The organism is Verrucosispora sioxanthis (genome assembly GCF_010560025.1).
In the GTDB taxonomy this organism is placed as follows: Bacteria; Actinomycetota; Actinomycetes; order Mycobacteriales; family Micromonosporaceae; genus Micromonospora; species Micromonospora palythoicola.
On the sequence record NZ_SAIY01000008.1, the window covers coordinates 204,631 to 219,889 of the forward strand.

A 15,259-nucleotide genomic window follows, 5' to 3' on the forward strand; every position below is an offset into this window, starting at 1 on the left:
GCCGCACGCGACGACTAACGGACTCCGCCCGCGGCCCTGGCGTACATGGAGCGCTTGTCGTTTCGTCCGGAACTCCGGGCGAGGATCGAGTCGACGATCTCGCCGCTGCGTACGGCGATGTTCGACAGCAGCGAGGAACTGAGGCCGTGGGTGTGCTCGGTGCCGCCCTGCAGGTAGATGCCGCAGGGCAGGTCCGGAGTGGTGACGATGCGGTAGTCACGTTCCATCCGGAGCCGGCCAGCCTCGTCACGCAGACAGTGCTCGTCGAGCGCACAGAGCAGCCCCGTGGGCTCCATCGAGTCGTAGCCGGTCGCGCAGACGAGGGCGTCCACGTCGAGCTCGTCCTTCTCGCCGCCGGGGCCGCCCCGGAGAAGAACGCGGGTCTCGGCGCCGGAGCGCTTCACCGCGTCCACCCTGGTCAGGTTGAGGAAGTGGAGCCGGTCGACGCCGCGTACCTCGTCGTCGTACGCCCTGCGGTAGAGATCCCGGATCACCTCGTCGTCGACCACCGCGTAGTTGGTGTTGCGGTGGTACCGCCAGAACGCCTCGCGCGTCTGGTCGGAGCCGAAGTAGTAGTGGTCGACGGCCCGGGGATCGAAGATCTGGTTGGCGAACGGCGTGGCGTCGGCGATGGAGTAGCCGTACGACGGGATGATCGCCGAAACTTGGGCGTGCGGAAGTTCGTCGTACAGGAATCTGGTGATCTCGGCGGCGCTCTGGCCGGCCCCGACCACCGCGACCCGCCGCAGCTCGCGCGGGTCCATGCGGCGGAACTTCTGCAGGAACTCCGAACTGTGCCAGACCCGCTCGTCACTTGTGACCCCGTCGAGCATCTTCGGCACCAGACCCGTCGAGATCACTACGTTGCGGGCCTCGACCACGCGGCTGACCTGACCGGTGACGTCCGCGACGGTCAGCCGCAGCCGGTCCGGTCGCGCCGTCGGGTCGACCGGTGCCAGGCGGAGCGAGGTCACCGCGGAGCCGTACGAGACGCGGCCGGCCACCCGGGACTGCGCCCACTCGAGGTACTGGTGGAACTCCTGGCGGGTCGGGAAGAAGTCCTGGTTGTTGACGAACTGCGAGAGCCGTCCCGCCGCGTGCAGGAAGGAGATGAAGCTGAAGCTCGACGTCGGATTGCGGAAGGTCACCAGGTCCTTGAGGAAGGAGATCTGCATGGTCGCCGAGGGCAGCAACATGTCGCGGTGCCAGCCGAATCGCGGCTGACGCTCGAAGAAGTGGTTGCTGAGCGCACGTTCCGGCTCGTCCCGTGCGCGCTCCTCCAGGGCGATGGAAAGCGACAGGTTGGACGGTCCGAACCCGATGCCGACCACGTCGTAGATCTCATGTTCACGATTCGTCATGAATACTCTCCCGCTGGCATGGCCGCACGACGCGCTGTTCGTATGTCGGCCGGGAATAGTGGCTCTGCGGGATCCCCGGCGAGCGTTCGCCCGCCGGGGATCCCCGGGTCAGTGAGCGAAACCCGGTACCTGGTAGGAACCGTCGAGTGGTGACGACACGCCCGTCACCGGACGCAGGACGATGCGGACACCACGCTGGCTGCGCCCGGCTCCGCCCCCAGGCTGATCGTCGCCTGCACGGTGAAGGCGTCCCTGGCGGTCTTGGTGATCGTGGTGGTCAGCGGCAGCGAGGTGCCGTCCGGCTGGATCAGCACGCCGGTCGAGGTGAGCGTGTTGTCGACCCATCCGGGGGTCGTCTGCGCGCCACGCTGACCGGAGTTGTCGAAGCGGTCCGCCGTGAAGAGGCCCTGCTGGGCGTCCCAGCCCCAGATGTATTCGGCCGAGGCGATCGGCGTGCCGTCGATGGTGTTCGTCTCCTGCCACCGCATGAAGTTCCCGTCGAGGATGAACTTGGCGGTGGACTGGGTGTCGAACGCCAACTGGCTGCCGTCCGGCAGAGTCGTCGCCCCGGTGCAGGTCCACTTACCGGTCAGCTTCTTCAGCGGCTGGAGCGCGGAGGTCGGCGCCACCCGCTGAGCTGAGGAGCCGAACGACCCGGTGGCCTGGGCGACGGCCGGGCTCAGCACCGCCGCGGCAACGAGCGCCACGCCGGTGAGGGCCGCTGTTGTCGAAGAAATCCTCATTGGCATCCACGTCCTCCTATACTTTCGCGCCATCGCCATGTCGATGTCGCTGGGATGTGATCCGGCTGAGCGAGCAGCTGCCCGCTCAGACGATTGCTCCGCCTTTCGTCCGCCGGCGCAGCGCGGGCCTGCTCGACTTGTTGAGGTTCTCCCAACGCTGAGACAGGCCGGCGACGGTGCGCGCGGCGAACAACGTGCGGATGGAAACTTCCAGGTGCAGCTCCGCGCGGATCAGTCCGACGAGTCTGATCGCCCGCAGCGAGTTGCCCCCGAGGTCGAAGAAGTCCTCGTCGATCCCGATCCGGTCCAGTTCGAGAACGTCGGCGAAGAGCTTCGCCAGGACCTGCTCGGTATGGTTGCGCGGCGCACGGTACGAACTGTCGCGGAACTCGGGCACCGGTAGCCCGGTCCGGTCCACCCGGCCGCCGGCCGTGACCGGCAGCCGGTCCAGCACCATGAAGGCCGAGGGCACCAGGGACTCGGGCACCCGCCCGGCCACGAAGCGGCTCAGCTCCTCGTGGAAGGCTTCGGTGCCGGAATCCAGGGCACCGGCGGCCGTCGTGTCTTGGGCGGGTACCGGAACCACGTACGCCACCAGGCGCTGCTGGCCGGCGGGGTCGGCACCGACGTCCACGAACGACTGTGCGAGCCGAGGATGCTCGGCGAGCACCTCCTCGATGTGGCCGGTGTCGACCTGGGCACCGCCGAGGCTCGCCTGACCACCGGCCCGGCCCACGTACTCCAACCGGCCGTCGGCACCCCACCGGGCTCGGTCCCCGGTGCGGTACATGCGCCCGCCCGGCGGCCCGAACGGGCAGGCCACGAACCGTTGTGCGGTGTGCCCGGGGCGCCGGGCGTATCCGCGCGCGACGGCCGGGCCGGCGACGTACAGCTCACCGACCACGCCGTCCGGCACCGGCGTCAGCCCGGGGCCCAGCACGTGGCGTGCCACGCCGTCGGTCAGTCCGGCGGCGGCAGCGGGCCGCTGCTCGTCGGTCGCCTCGCCGCGCCCCGGACCAGGGCGGTGGCGCCGACCGGACCATGACCGTTGACGATCGACAGCCCAGGACAGGCCGCGCGGACCCGCTGCATGGCGGTCGCGGTCACCTGGTCGGCCGGGATCCACACCTGGCGCAGTCCCGCCAGGGCGTCGGGGCGTTCGGCGGCGACGGCGGAGAACAGCCGCGCGCCCAGCCAGACGACGGAGATCTCCTGTGCCGACCGGATCGCGGTGAGCCCGTCGCCGTCCATCTCGGGCTGCTCGGCCACGATGACCCGGCCGCCGGTGAGCAGGGGCATCCACAGTTCGAGCGCGAGTGCGTCGGAGGCGGGCGACGTGTGCCACAGCACGGTGTCGCGGCTGTCGCGTGGCCAGTGTCGGTCCAGGACGAAGCGGGCCAGGTTCCGCTGGGTGACCACGACGCCCGTGTCCGGGTCGGCCGAGGCGCAGCCGTACAGCACGGCGACTGCGCCGTCGGGATGTGCCCGGGCCGGCTCGGCGTCATCGGTGGCCGCCGCCTCGAGGTCGTGGCACATCACCACCGGCACCGTCGGGTCGACGGCCGGCGCGGCGTCGACGAGCAGCATGCCGGCGTCGGACATGTCGAGCTGCGAGCGGAGCTGGTCGCCCGGCAGGCCCGGGTCGACCGGCAGGTAGGCGGCACCCGCCCGGACCACGCCCAGGAGCGCGACGACCAGGTCCGCCGAGCGGGACATCGCCACCGCCACGACCGTCCCGGGTCCGATGCCGCGGCCGCGCAGCGCCGCGGCCAGCCGGGCGGATCGCTCGTCCAGTTGCCGATAGGAGATCGACGAGTCGCCGGTCACGAGGGCGACCGCGTCGGGATCCCGCGCCACCCGTTGCGCAAACAGCTCCGGAATCGTCGGAGCCGAGGACGTCGTCTCCTCCGGTGCCGTCCGCAGCCGGTCCCGCTCGGTGTCGCCGGCCACGTCCAACGCGCCGATCGGCTGTGCGCCGGCGGCGACCACGGCCCGGATGAACGCGATCAGGTCCTCGCCGATCAGGCGCAGCTCCGCCCGCGAGTACAGGCTCGCGGCCGCGTCCAGCCGGATGAACAGGTCACTGTCGGGGGTTCCGTCGCGGTACACGCCGATCGAGAGTTCGTTGAAGCTCCCGGTCGTCGCTCCGGAGTAGCGTGCCGGGTGGTCGGCGAAGTGGATCTGGTCGACGAACTCGATGACGTTCATGACCACGCCGAAGCTTCCGCGTTCGCTGGGAGTCACCGCGATCGCGCGTTGGATGTCGGAGTAGTGGCGCAGTGTGTGCCCGGAGATCTCGTAGGTCTCCTCGACGATCGCGTCGGCCAGCTCGGCGACGGTCGCGCTCATCGGGACGCGGATCCGCATCGGCACCACGTTGACGGCCAGCCCGGGAGTCGTGCCCGCCGGTCCGCTCCGGTTGCCGGCGGCCAGGGAGAGCAGGAACTCGGGCAGGTCACAGCGGTGCCGCAGGAACGCCGCCGCGGCGGTGGTCAGCATGGACGACATCCACACGCCCATCGACTCCGCGGCAGCGGCCCACGCGTCGGCCTCGGCTCGTGCGACGGTCAGCGTCCGGCTGGCCATGCCGATCGCGCCGGCCACCTCGGCCCAGCTGTCCGCGCTGCTCATCGGGGTTTCGAGCGCGGGTCGCCGCGCATCGGGGACGACGATCCGGGGAACCTGCGCCGGCGGGGGTGCTTCCTTCAGGTAGTCGCGCCAGAACTCGGCGTCCGCCGTGGACTGATCCGAGGCGAGGTACTCGGTGGCGATCGCCGCGAACGACTCGACGTCCCAGCGGTGCGGCAGCGTCGGGATGTCCTGCCCCCGTACCAGTGCCGTGTACACCTCGGCCAGGCGCCGCGACAGCAGGCCGCCGGCGCCGTAGCCGTCGGCGACGAGGTGGTGGTAGGCGATCACCAGCAGCGACCGGTTCGCGGCGAGCTTGACCACGCCCAGCCGGAACAGCAGGTCGCGCGACACGTCGAACGGCTTGCTGATCATTTCGGCCAGGGCGTCCCGCGCGGCCTGCTCGGGATCGTCCGCGTCCGCGAGGTCCAGGAAGAACGGCTGCCAGTCGTCCAGTTCCCGCGGTACCAACCTCAGTCCGTCGCCGTCGTCGACGAAGGTGACCCGAAGGATCTCCGCCTCGTCGAGGACGTGCCGGAACGCGGCCGCGATGGCTGACCCGTCCAGCTCACCCGCCACGTCCCACATCGTCAGCGCGTGGTTGAGCGTGGCGGACGCCATGCCGTCCGCCAGCCACAGTCCCTTGTGTGCGGGCGACGCATCGAACGAGCGCACACGAATCACCCCTCAGCAATAGCGCGGGAATCGAAGAAATTCGCCAACCACCTCCCACATTCGGTGAGGTGATTCAGCTTTACAAGCCATTTGGAAAGCGGAGGCGGCATGCTCGCCGCCCTTACCCGCCTCGTCCCGCTGGCGGGACAATGCATCGGCGGCGGAGCCCGGAAAGCCCCTTTTTTTGCCTTACTGCGGGTCGCCGGCCGCAAGGGTGGACACGATGTGCCCGGCGACCATTCGTGGTGACGGATGGCGCAGCACCAGGTTCGCCCGGAGTTTGACACCCGTGGAGGTGGTCAGACGCTTACTCAGCTCCATGGAGAGCAGTGAGTCGAACCCGATCTCCTTGAACTGCTGGTCCGGGTTGATGCTCGTGCCGCAGCTGCGGCCCAGCACGACGGCGACCTTGTCGAGGACGTGCGCGAGGACGAGTGCCGTCGCGTCCTCCGCCGGCAGGGCGGAGATCTGGTCGGACAGGGGCGCCTGCGGCTCGTCGACCGGCGGCGGCACCGTCGACCGCAGCTCCGGTGCGGCCTCGCGGCGTACGGAGTCCACCCAGTAGCGTTGCCGCTGGAAGGCGTAGGTCGGCAGATCCACCCGGCGGCCCGCCCCGATCAGGGCGCTCCAGTCCACCGGTCCGCCCCGGGCATGCAGGTGGGCGAGCGAGCCGAGCAAGGCCGCCACCTCCCCCCGATCCCGGCGGGTCGACGACAGCACCAGCGCGTCGTCGAGGTCCTCGACGATCTCCTGCACCGGAACGGTCAGCACCGGATGCGGACTCATCTCGATGAAAAGGCGGAATCCGTCCTCGGTCGAGCGTCGCACGGCGGAATCGAACAGCACCCTTTCACGCAGATTGTCGTACCAGTAATCCCGGTCGAGTTCGGCGGTGTCCAGACGCGTGCCGTGCAGCGTCGAATAGAGGGGCACCGGGGCGGTGACCGGTGCCACGCCGTCCAGCGCACCGATCACCTTGTCGCGTACCCGGGCCACCTGGTGGGAATGCGACGCGTAGTCGACGGAGATTCTGCGCGCCTGGATGTCGTCGGCCTTCATCGCGTCGATGAACTCGTCGAGCGCCTCCGGCTCGCCGGACACCACCACCGAGCGAGGTCCGTTGACGACGCCGATGCTCACCCGACCCTGCCACGGGGCCAGGCGCTGCGCCACGACGTCGACGCCGGCCACCACCGAACCCATGCCACCGTGTCCGATCAGGTCCACAAGTGCCTGGCTACGCAGTGCCACGATCCGGGTGGCGTCCCGCAGGGACAGGGCGCCGCAGACATGGGCCGCGGCGATCTCGCCCTGGCTGTGCCCGATGACCGCGGCCGGCACGACCCCCCATGACTGCCACAAGGCGGCCATGGACACCATCACCGAGAAGAGCACCGGTTGCACCACGTCGACCCGGTCCAGCGTCGGCGCCCCGGGCACACCCCGCATGACATCCAGCAGGGACCAGTCGACCCACTCGGCCAGCGCCGCGGCGCACTCGTCGAACCTGGTGGCGAAGGCCGGGAAGGAGTCGTACAACTGCCGGCCCATGCCGACCCACTGCGAGCCCTGCCCGGGGAACAGGAAGACGGCCCCGCCGAGGTTGCCGGCGACCCCGCGCACCACCGAGGGAGAGTCAGCACCGTCGCGCACCGCAGTCAGGCCCTGGAGCAGTTCGTCCCGATCGCGGCCGAGCACGACCGCACGGTGCGGGAACCGGGTGCGGTGCGAGATCAACGAGGAGGCGACGTCGGCGACTTCGACGGCGGGATCACCGGCGACGAAGTCGTGCAACCTGGCGGCCTGCTGCGCCACGGCGGCGGCGCTCTTACCCGACACCACCCACGGCACCAGCCCACCGGGCACGGCGGAACGCGGGCGGTGGTCGTCCGCCTCGGCCGCCGCCGGCTCCTCCAGGATGACGTGGGCGTTGGTGCCGCTGACCCCGAACGACGACACCGCGGCCCGCCGCGGACCGTCCGCCGGTTCCCACTCGCGTCCCTCGACCAGGAGCTGGACGGCACCGGAGGACCAGTCCACGTGCCCGGAGGGGGCGCCCACGTGCAGCGTCTTCGGCAGATACCGGTGCCGCATCGCCAGCACGGCCTTGATGACCCCGGCGACGCCGGCCGCGGCCTGGGCGTGGCCGATGTTGGACTTCAGGGAGCCGAGCCAGACCGGACGGCCCGCCGCCCGGTCCCGGCCGTAGGTCGCGAGCAGGGCCCCGGCCTCGATCGGGTCGCCCAGCACCGTCCCGGTGCCGTGCGCCTCGACCAGGTCCACCTCGGACGCCGACACGCCGGCGTTGACCAACGCCCGCCGGATGACCTCCTCCTGGGCCCGACCGTTGGGGGCGGTCAACCCGTTGCTGGCGCCGTCCTGGTTCACCGCGGATCCGCGCAGCACGGCCAGCACCGGATGGCCGTTGCGGTGGGCGTCGGACAGGCGTTCGAGGAGCAGCACGCCCACCCCCTCGGCCCAACCCGTCCCGTCGGCGCCGTCCGCGAAGGACTTGCACCGGCCGTCGGGCGCCAGCCCGCGCTGTCGGGAGAACTCCACGAAGATGGAGGGCGTCGACATCACCAACGCCCCGCCAGCCAGCGCGAGCGAGCACTCCCCCGCCCGCAGCGACTGCGCGGCCAGGTGCAGGGCCACCAGCGACGAGGAACACGCCGTGTCGATCGACACCGCCGGCCCGGTCAGCCCCAGCTCGTACGCCACCCGGCCGGAGGCGACGCTCAGGGTGCTGCCCTGCAGCAGATAACCCTCCAGTTCGCTGGGGCCGTCCAGGAGTCGTGTCCCGTACTCCGACGAGCTCACCCCGGTGAACACGCCGACCTCGGCACCACGTACCTCGGCGGGCACGATGCCCGCCCGCTCGAACGCCTCCCACGAGGTTTCCAGCAGCAGCCGTTGCTGCGGATCGACGGCCAGGGCCTCGCGCGGGGAGATGCCGAAGAAGTCGGCGTCGAACCCGGCCATGTCGGTGAGGAACCCGCCCTGCCGCACGTACGAGCTTCCCGTGGTGTCGGGGTCGGGGTGGTAGATGTCGCGCCAGCCACGATCGGCGGGGAAATCCGACACGACGTCCCGGCCGGCGCGGATCACCTCCCACAGTTCCTCCGGTGACGAGACACCGCCCGGGTAGCGACAGGCCATCGCCACCACGGCGATCGGCTCACCGCGGCCGGCCTTCAGGGCGTCGTTCTCCTGGCGGAGCCGGTCACGCTCGGCCAGCAGGGCGCGCAGGGCCTGTTGCACCCGGTCTCCGCCCGCGCTCACGGCCGGACCGTCATTGGCGTCGCTCATGTCAGTTGTTCCTCCCGTCGAGAGCCAGGTCCAGCAGCGCCTCCAGGTCCAGCTCCGCCAGTTCGTCCGGCTCGGCACCGGCCGCCGGAACCGGACTGTCCGGTTGCACCGGTTGGGCGCAGGCCAGAATCTGTTCGAGAATGCCCAGGCCACGCAGCCGGTCGATGGAGACCGTGCGCAGCGCCTCACGGATCGCCTCGTCGCCGACCTCGACCTCGTCCTCGGCCGGGTCGGGCAGCGGCTCCGGACGCAGCAGGTCGTTGAGGTGCCGCCCCAACTCGTCCGGCGTCGGATAGCTGAAGACGAGCGTGGAGGGCAGGCGCAGCCCGGTCGCGGACGCCAGGCGGTTGCACAGCTCCACCGAGGTCAGCGAGTCGAACCCGAGAACGGTGAACGGCTGCTCGGCGTCGACCACCGCACCGGCCGGATAGCCGAGCACGACCGCGACCTGTTCGCAGACCCACTCCCGTACGGCCGCCTGCGCCTCGTCGCCGTGCAGCGTCGCCAGCCGGTCGCGCAACCCACGGGAGCCACCGTCGGAGGCCCGGCGGGAGCCGGAGCGTACCGGTCGACCGCTGTCGGCGAGCTCGCGCAGCACCGGCGGCAGTTCGTCGGCGGGCCTGCCGCGCAGCGCCGCGGAGTCCAGTCGCGCCGGGATCAGCACCGGCGTGTCCAGCGCGCACGCCGCGTCGAAGAGGGCCAACGCCTGGGACGTGGGCAACGGACCGACACCCATCCGCCGCAGCCGGGACAGGTCGGCCTGGTCCAGGTTCTCGGTCATGCCGCTGCTCTGCTCCCACCACCCCCAGCACAGCGAGGTGGCGACGAGGCCGCCGGCTCGGCGTCGTGACGCCAGCCCGTCCAGGAACGCGTTCGCCGCGGCGTAGTTGGCCTGTCCCGCGGTACCCAGCGTGCCGGCGAGCGCGGAGAACTGGATGAACGCCGACAGGGGGCGATCCCTGGTCAGCTCGTGCAGGTTCACCGCACCGCCGACCTTGGCCCGGAGCACCCGGTCGAGGCTCTCCCGGTTGAGCGACTCGATGGTGCCGTCCGCCAGCACACCCGCCGCGTGCACGATCGCCGTCAGCGGGTACCGGCCGGGCACGGCGGCCAGCAGCTCCGCCACGGCCTGCCGGTCGGCGACATCGCAGGCCACGACCCGGACCGACGCGCCGGTGCCTTCCAGGTCCGCGACCAGCTCACGCACCCCGGGCGTCGCCGGGCCGCTACGGCTCGCCAGCAGCAGACTACGTACGCCGTGCTCGGCGACGAGATGCCGGGCCACGAGCGAGCCCACTCCCCCGGTCCCACCGGTGACCAGCACGGTGCCGCCGCCCAGGCCGCCGCCCACGTCGAGGACCAGCTTGCCGACGTGGCGGCCCTGGCTCATCTCCCGGAACGTCCGACGCGCGTCCCGGACGTCGCGCACCGAGACCGGGTTCAGCCGGACCCGTCCGTCGGCGAACAGCTCCATGACCTTCTCGAACATGTCCCGGAGCGCGTCCGGACCCGCCTCGTAGAGGTCGAAGGCCGTGTAGTCGACGCCCGGATGCTCGGCCGCCACCCGTTGCGGGTCCCGGATGTCCGTCTTGCCCATCTCGATGAAGGTGCCGCCCCGGGGCAGCAGCCGCAGGGAGGCGTCCACGAAGTCGTGGGCGAGGGAGTTCAGCACGACATCGAGCCCGCGACCGTCCGTGGTGGCCGAGAACTTCGTGGCGAACTCCAGGTCGCGTGACGAGGCCAGGTGTTCGTCGTCGATTCCCAAGGCCCGCAGCGCGGGCCACTTGCCGGGGCTGGCGGTGGCGTAGACCTCGGCCCCGACGTGCTTGGCCAACTGGACGGCGGCCATACCCACGCCGCCGGCACCGGCGTGGATCAGGATGCGCTGTCCGGCCGCGAGCGTGGTCACCTGGAACAGGGCGTGGTAGGCGGTCAGGAAGGCGCTCGGCATCGACGCCGCCTCGGCGAAGCTCCACCCGTCGGGGATGGCGGTGACCAGGCGGTGGTCCGCCACGGCCACCGGCGCGAACGCGCCGGGGAAGATGCCCAGCACCCGGTCGCCCGGCGCGAGACCGGTCACGTCGTCGGCCACCTCGAGCACGACGCCGGCACCCTCACTGCCGAGCCCGGCGTCGAAGGCGGTTCGCTCCACCAGCCCGAGGGCTATCGTGACGTCCCGGAAGTTGAGGCCGGCGGCCTGCACCGCGACCCGTACCTGCCCACTGGTCAGGGGGGCCTGCGCCCGCGGGCCCGGGATCCAGGTCAGGTTCTCCAGCGTTCCGGCGCTGGACATACCGAGCCGGTGGGCGTCGTCCGGTGGCGGTGCGAGCTGGTGCTCCGCGGGCGTGACCGGCACCATCCGGGGAACGAGGTACGCGCCGCCACGCACCGCCAGTTGTTCGTCGCCCGCGGCGAGCACGGCCGGGAAGCAGGCGCGTGCGGCCGGTTCGTCCTCGACGTCCACGATCCGGAACCGTCCGGGATGCTCCGTCTGGGCGGACCGGATCAGGCCCCACACCGACGCGCCGGGCAGGCTGTCGACCCCGTCGCCGGTGTCCACGGCCGACCGGGTGATCACCACGAGCGTCGTGGCGGCCAGCCGCTCCTCGGTCAGGAATCGCTGGACCAGCGTGAGGACGCCGGTGGTCGCGTGGCTCACCTCGGCCATCGGGTCGCCGCCGACGAGCAGGTCGTCCACCCCGATCACAAGGTGTCGCGGCGGACCGGCCTCGATCGCCGCGTCGACGGACTCGTAACGAGTGACGTCGCCGCCCTCGTCCGCGCCACCGAGGCGGCCCGCCAGGCCGTCCTCGGCACCCAGCACCGCCCACTGCCCGCGGTGGGGTGCCCGTTCGGGCGCCTCGACCTGCCGCCATCGCAGCTCGAACAGCGACTGCTCCGGACTGCCGGCGGCCGAGCGCACCTGCTCCGCACTGACCCGCCGGAACGTCAACGCGTCGACGTGCGCGACCGCACGACCGCGCTCGTCGGCGACGGTCACCGAGAAGGCGCCTTCCCCGACCGGGGACAGCCGGACCCGGACCGACGGTCCGCAGTCACCGGCGAGCCATACGCCGGACCAGGCGAACGGCATCCAGCCCTGCTCGCCCCGTACCTCGATGGCACCGCCGGCCACCAGGGCGTGCAGCACCGTGTCCAGCAGCGCCGGGTGCAGCGCGAACCCGCCACCGGACGAGGTCGTCGCGGCCTCGGGCAGCGTGGCGGCGGCGAACAGGTCGTCACCGTCCTGCCACACCTCGGCCAACCCGCGGAACGCCGGACCGTAGTCGAATCCCGCGTCCGCCAGGGAGTCGTACAGATCCCGCAACTCCAGCCGTCGGGCGCCGGCCGGTGGCCACTGCGTGACGGTCCGGGCGGGCGGCGGCGCGGTCACCGGAGCCAGCCGGCCGACGGCGTGGCGGGTCCACGCCGCTGCCGGCTGGTCGTCGCCGGAGCACGAGTAGACGGTCAGGCAACGACGTCCGGTCTCGTCCGGTGCACCGGCGACCAGCCGCACCCGCACGTCACCGGCGTCCGGAAGGATCAACGGGACCTCCAGGGAGAGGTCCTCGACCGCGGCGCAGCCGACCTGGTCGCCGACCCACAGCGCCAGGTCCAGGTACGCGGTCGCCGGCACGACCACCTGGCCGTACACCGTGTGGCCGACCAGCCACTGGTGAGTCCGCACCGACCACCGGTCGCTGAACATCACCTCGCCGGTGTCGGGATGGTCGACGGCGGCACCGAGCAGCGGATGGTCCGGCGCCGCCAGGCCGGCGGTCGCCACGTCGGCCGTCGTCCCGGCCCGGAAGTCCAGCCAGTAGCGTCGACGCTGGAACGCGTACGTCGGCAGGTCGACCCACTGACGGGTACCGAGCAGGTCGGCCCAACCCACGACGCCGCCCCGGACATGCAGCCGCGCCAACGCGTCGGCCAGTCCCGCCGCGGCCTCGCGACCGCGCCGCGCCGACGACACCACCAGCGCGTCGTCCACGTTCGCGGTGGCGAAGGCGTCCTTGGTGATGCTCGCGAGCGTCGAGCCCGGCCCCACCTCGAAGAACACGTCGACGCCGGCGGTGCGGGCCTGCTCCACGGCGGCGTAGAAGCGGACCGGTTCGCGCACGTGGTTCACCCAGTGTTCGACGGAGGTCAGCTCGGCCAGGGTCGCTTCCCGGCCGAGCCGGGTCGACACGATCGTCACCGTCATCGTGCCCGGCGCCAGCTCGCCGATCGCGTCGGCGAACTCGTCCAGGACCGGGTCCATCAGCGGGGAGTGGAACGCATGGTCGACGTCGAGCAGCTTCACCGACACGCCGCGGGCGAGGAGCCGGTCCCGCAGGTCGTGCACGTCGTCACGGGTGCCCGAGGCCACCACCGAGTCCGGGCCGTTCACCGCGGCGATGGCGACGCGGTCGTACCGGTCGAGCAGTTCGCCCACGGTGTCCTCGTCGGCGCGTACCGCCAGCATGGCGCCGCGTTCGCGGACCGTCTGCATGATCCGCCCCCGCGCGGCCACCAGTCTGGTGGCGTCGTCGAGGTTGAGCACCCCGGAGACGTGCGCGGCGGCGATCTCGCCGACGGAGTGACCGATCAGGTAGTTCGGTCGCGGACCGTAGCGGGTGATGAGCCGGTACAGGCTGACCTGCAGGGCGAACAGGGCCGGCTGGGCGATGTCCGTCCGGTTGTGGTCCGCGGGCTGCTCGGCGAGCAGGATGGGCTTGAGGGCGAACGGGAGGAGCGCGTCGAAGCGTGCGCAGATCTCGTCCAGGCTCCGCGCGAAGTCGGGGAAGGCGTCGTACCACTGCCGCGCCACTGCGCTCCAGCGCGCTCCCTGGCCGGGGAACATGAAGGCCGTGCCGCCGAGTTCGGTGGCGACGCCACGCACGACTTCTGCGGTCTCCGCACCGTCCGCCAACGAGTCCAGGGCGCCGATCAGTTCGTCGCGGGTGTGGCCGAGGACCACCGCCCGATGCTCGAACAACGACCGCGTCGACAACAACGAATGCGCCACATCCGCCACATCCACACCCGGCGCACCCACCACAAAATCCCGCAACCGGACTGCCTGCGCCCGCAACGCCGACTCCGAACGCCCCGACACCACCCACGGCACCACACCACCGACAACCGGCACCCCACCACCAGCCACCGACTCCTCCAGCGCCGGCGCCTCCTCCACAATCACATGCGCATTCGTCCCACTGGCGCCGAAGGCCGACACACCCGCCCGCCGCACCCGACCCGCACCACCAACCCACGGCCGCGCCTGCGTCAACAACTCCACCGCACCCGCCGACCAATCCACATGCGACGACGGCCGATCCACATGCAACGTCCGCGGCAACACCCCACACCGCAACGCCATCACCATCTTGATCACACCAGCCACACCCGCCGCAGCCTGCGTATGACCAATATTCGACTTCAACGACCCCAACCACACCGGCACACCAGAATCCCGACCCTGCCCATACGTCGCCAACAACGCCTGCGCCTCAATCGGATCCCCCAACCGCGTACCAGTCCCATGCGCCTCCACCACATCCACATCACCAGCACGCAAACCCGCATCCACCAACGCCGCACGAATCACCCGCTGCTGCGCCAACCCATTCGGCGCCGTCAAACCATTCGACGCACCATCCTGATTAACCGCCGAACCACGAATCACCGCCCACACCCGACGACCATGACGCCGCGCATCCGACAACCGCTCCAAAACCAAAACCCCAGCACCCTCCGAAAAACCCGTACCATCCGCCGCATCCGCAAACGCCTTACACCGCCCATCGACCGACAAACCCCGCTGCCGGGCGAATTCCCGGAACACCTGCGGCGTCGCGGTGACCGTCACGCCGCCGGCCAGGGCGAGGTCGCACTCGCCCTGGCGCAGCGAACGCACCGCCTGGTGCACCGTGACCAGCGACGAGGAGCAGGCCGTGTCGGTCGACACCGCCGGGCCCTCCAGGCCCAGCACGTACGACACCCGGCCCGACGCCACGCTCGCCAGCGATCCGGTCTGCGCGTACCCCGAGATGACCTCGGGGGTGACGAAGTGGTTTCCGTATCCGAAGTAGGCCAGGCCCGCGAACACGCCGGTGCGGCTGCCACGCAACGAGTGCGGGTCGATGCCGGCACGTTCCAGCGACTCCCACGACACCTCGAGCAGGAGCCGCTGCTGCGGGTCGGCGGCCAGCGCCTCCCGGGGGTTGATGCCGAAGAACTCGGCGTCGAAGTCTCCGGCGTCGCTCAGGAAGCCGCCGGTACGGGTGTAGCAGGTGCCGGGTCGGCCGGCGGTCGGGTCGTACAGCTCGTCGAGGTCCCAGTTCCGGTCGGTGGGGAAGTCGGACATGACGTCCGCGCCCGACTCGACAAGGTCCCACAACGCCTCCGGAGACACCGCGCCGCCCGGGAACCGGCAGGCCAGGCCGACCACCGCGATCGGCTCGCTGGCGGCCTCGGTCAACTCACGCAACCGCTGGCGCGTCTCCATCAGCTCGATGGACGTCCGACGGAGGTATTCCAGGACATCGGCATTGTTGT

The 15,259-nt window shown here is 71.1% G+C and carries 5 protein-coding genes and 1 pseudogene; all 6 read right to left on the bottom strand.

Annotated elements, in window-relative coordinates:
• Window positions 1-14: 14 nt before the first annotated feature.
• Window positions 15-1,361 (bottom strand): lysine N(6)-hydroxylase/L-ornithine N(5)-oxygenase family protein, encoded by a 1,347-nt coding sequence (locus ENC19_RS22490; protein WP_164449067.1) that lies wholly within the window; start codon window positions 1,359-1,361, stop codon window positions 15-17.
• A gap of 164 nt (window positions 1,362-1,525) precedes the next feature.
• Window positions 1,526-2,110, bottom strand: a complete 585-nt coding sequence (locus ENC19_RS22495) for a DUF1579 family protein (protein WP_164449068.1) — start codon at window positions 2,108-2,110, stop codon at window positions 1,526-1,528.
• A 79-nt stretch (window positions 2,111-2,189) separates the two neighbouring features.
• On the bottom strand, window positions 2,190-3,056 hold the full coding sequence (locus tag ENC19_RS30540) for a phosphopantetheine-binding protein (RefSeq protein ID WP_328824340.1): 867 nt from the start codon (window positions 3,054-3,056) through the stop codon (window positions 2,190-2,192).
• An 8-nt stretch (window positions 3,057-3,064) separates the two neighbouring features.
• The gene (locus ENC19_RS22500; protein ID WP_328824342.1) at window positions 3,065-5,407 is read right to left on the bottom strand and encodes a condensation domain-containing protein; all 2,343 of its coding nucleotides are present in this window, start codon (window positions 5,405-5,407) and stop codon (window positions 3,065-3,067) included.
• Window positions 5,408-5,596: 189 nt separating this feature from the next.
• The gene (locus ENC19_RS22510) at window positions 5,597-8,689 is read right to left on the bottom strand and encodes a type I polyketide synthase (protein ID WP_408058101.1); all 3,093 of its coding nucleotides are present in this window, start codon (window positions 8,687-8,689) and stop codon (window positions 5,597-5,599) included.
• Window positions 8,690-8,717: 28 nt separating this feature from the next.
• A pseudogene (locus ENC19_RS22515) lies at window positions 8,718-15,236 on the bottom strand (type I polyketide synthase); the annotation flags it as partial.
• Window positions 15,237-15,259 lie beyond the last annotated feature (23 nt).

Bases quoted from the DNA above. Each gene is read 5' to 3' on its own strand.
- ENC19_RS22495 (WP_164449068.1), bottom strand. From the start codon at position 2,110: ATGCCAATGAGGATTTCTTCGACAACAGCGGCCCTCACCGGCGTGGCG.
- ENC19_RS22490 (WP_164449067.1), bottom strand. From the start codon at position 1,361: ATGACGAATCGTGAACATGAGATCTACGACGTGGTCGGCATCGGGTTC.